Annotated in this window: 3 protein-coding genes and 1 pseudogene; 1 reads left to right on the top strand and 3 read right to left on the bottom strand. The window is 65.6% G+C overall.

Annotated features, from left to right (window positions below; genetic code table 11):
• Positions 1-1145: 1145 nt before the first annotated feature.
• The 3 genes from AB0L95_RS42040 to AB0L95_RS42030 form a co-directional block, all read right to left on the bottom strand.
• Entirely contained in the window at positions 1146-1370 is a 225-nt protein-coding gene (locus AB0L95_RS42040; protein ID WP_365171934.1) for a cold shock domain-containing protein, read from the bottom strand.
• A 270-nt stretch (positions 1371-1640) separates the two neighbouring features.
• Positions 1641-1841 carry a hypothetical protein gene (locus AB0L95_RS42035; RefSeq protein WP_365158503.1) on the bottom strand — a complete coding sequence of 67 codons (201 nt, stop codon included), beginning with the start codon at positions 1839-1841 and terminating at the stop codon, positions 1641-1643.
• A 48-nt stretch (positions 1842-1889) separates the two neighbouring features.
• Positions 1890-2111: a CarD family transcriptional regulator gene (locus AB0L95_RS42030; protein WP_365171932.1), complete on the bottom strand. Its 222-nt coding sequence runs from the start codon at positions 2109-2111 to the stop codon at positions 1890-1892.
• 218 nt (positions 2112-2329) lie between these two features.
• On the opposite strand from AB0L95_RS42030, the pseudogene AB0L95_RS42025 reads away from it, so the two are divergent.
• Positions 2330-2611 (top strand): annotated as a pseudogene (locus tag AB0L95_RS42025) (DNA-directed RNA polymerase subunit alpha); the annotation flags it as partial.

Below are 2611 nucleotides of genomic sequence, written 5' to 3'. Positions count from 1 at the left end.
CACGGCCCCACCCTACGAACTCCAGGCCCTCATCGACGCGGTCACTACCGGACACGGCATTGACCTCTACCTCCGGATTTAACGAACTACCGATAGTCGCTCAAGGTCCCTCCGTGCGCTGTTGAGCGCATTGAGCATCCCCATGCGAGTCTGCTCGAACTCGGGGTCGATCTCGACGCCGAGGTCATGTCTCAGAGTGACCCGTAGCAGGAAAACGCCATCGGACATCGGGCCGCTCAACCATGTCTTCGCTCGCTGATACGCCTCGTCCAGGTTGGGGCTGCTGGGCAACTGTCTGACGACTGAGTACCCGACTTGGAGCGTCCCGTTGACCGTAGAGGCCACGTGCAGGACATCCTTCGCGAGAGCCATCTGCGCCTGGGAGTACTGGTCGGCCCAGTCCTCCTTGGCGGAGTCGAGGACTGCGGGGTCGATGGTTTCAGCGCGCTCGGCCGCGTGGACAGCGTCTCGGGCGGCGATCCGGTAGGCGCGAGCCGTGTGTTCAGTCGGGCATAAAGATCGCGCTTGGCCTGCTGCGCTTGTTCCTGGCGCTCTTGCTCGCGTTCACGATCGGCACGCTCGTTTTGCTCCCGGTTGGCGCGCTGGCTGAGCACTGCCCCGCCTAGAGTTCCGCCCAGCGTTCCTCCGACGCTGATGAGTGCGACGGCAAGCGTGGTCACATCCACGAGATCCCCCAACCCGTCCATCCGTCTTCTTGTAGGCGGCCACTGAACGCAGCATGACAGCCGACTCAGCCATGCTCACGCTTCCCACCCGCGGCCTGGTCCAAGACTGGGACTACCCAGTGAGGAGGAGTTGGTTCAGCCCTGATGAGTCCCATCACCTGCGGGAATACTCCAAGATCCCGTCCACGCCTCGTCCACAGACTGGGTGCCCCGGCAGGATTCGAACCTGCGCACACGGCTCCGAAGGGCCCGTGGCAGCAGGTAACGCAGCAGGTCAGGGCAAGGGATGGCCGACCGACTCCGCACGAGTCCACGGATGGGCCACGGCTGAAGGTGAGCCCCGCTTCAGGCGCCGGCCGGTCACCGGGGCCTCACCGCACACCCCGGTGGAGGGTGCGAGGACACAGTGAGCTGCGGGGGACCGTGCGCGTGCGTCGCCGTGGATATCAGGCGTGGATGTCAGGCGCGCCGGGGCACGGCGGCCACCGCCCGGTAGTCGTACCCGTCCTGCTGGAAGCCGGGGGCTTCCCATGTGAGGTCGACCTGCTGTCCGGGCGACAGTGTGCGGAAGCCGGTCGTCCGGATATTGGAGAAATGGCAGAAGCAGCCGCCGGTGGTCTCGGGGGAGTCAAGCACGCCCCACCCTTCCTCGTCGTTCCACTCACGGACAGTTGCAGTCACCATGTGCGGAACCGTACGGGCTCTGTCTGCGCCGGCACATCGGGTTTCTCAGCTTGGGAACCTGTGATCGTTTGCTGCCGCCTTCGGCGCTGACCAGAGCGAACGCCGGAGGCGCCGTCTTACGCCCGTCGCACACCCCCCGTGTTGGCCCGACGGGCTTTCCAACTGTGGTGATGGGCTGCATGAGAGGGGAACTGAGACGGCCGCACTTCTCAACCGCAGCACCGGAGACGGCCCCCGGCCGACTGTCGGGACCACCGTCACCAGTGGGAGCTAGGCCGCCTCGGATCGGGCCGCGCGCGGGGCCGATGCGGGCTCCTGGGCATCGTCGAGCAGGAAGGTCTCGTCTTCCCCGAAGTCCGGGGCCTGGAAGGGATTTGTCGCCGGAGGCGGCGACGCCGCGGCGGAGCGGCGGGGTTGCCCTTCCAGGGCGGAGAACAGCGACGTCAGATCGATGAGAGGTCTCTCTTTCATGACAGGTCCCCGAAGGGGCCTGGTGTGCCGTGACCGGGCACAGCGGTCCTACAGTTTGGTCATCTTGGCGTACGGGCTCAAGATCCGCATTTGCGTCGACCCGAAATCCACGAGTGCCGCGATTCCGTCCTCGATGCCGATCACCCGGCCGAGGCCGTACATGTCGTGTGTGACCTGGTCGCCCACGTTGAAGTGCTTGGGGGCAGGCGCGACCGGGGCCTTGAAGGGGCTGGTGGGCAGATGACGCTTCGGTGCAGCAGGCTTTGTCATTGCCCCCAGTATGCACCTACGAACCGCGCCGGTGGCCGGCTCTCGAGGGCAGAAGTGGTTGATTGTTGGACTCCACTCCGGCAAGAGCTGAGCCTGCCGATCGGTCGGCAGACGGGCGGGGTCGGGCGGTTCGGCCTCATAGGAGGGCGGATCGCCCGTACCCTTCGTGGTGTCTACGGCGTCACATAGCGGACGCCAAACTCTGGAGGCAATACCTCGTGCTGATCGCTCAGCGTCCCTCGTTGACCGAAGAGGTCGTCGACGAATTCCGCTCCCGGTTCGTGATCGAGCCGCTGGAGCCGGGCTTCGGCTACACCCTCGGCAACTCGCTCCGCCGTACCCTCCTGTCGTCGATCCCCGGCGCTGCTGTCACCAGCATCCGCATCGACGGCATCCTGCACGAACTCACCACCGTGCCGGGCGTCAAGGAGGACGTCACCGACCTGATCCTCAACATCAAGCAGCTGGTCGTCTCCTCGGAGCACGACGAGCCGGTCGTG

It is taken from the genome of Streptomyces sp. NPDC052036 (genome assembly GCF_040680495.1).
In the GTDB taxonomy this organism is placed as follows: domain Bacteria; phylum Actinomycetota; class Actinomycetes; order Streptomycetales; family Streptomycetaceae; genus Streptomyces.
This window is presented reverse-complemented; position numbering and strand designations above follow the sequence as displayed.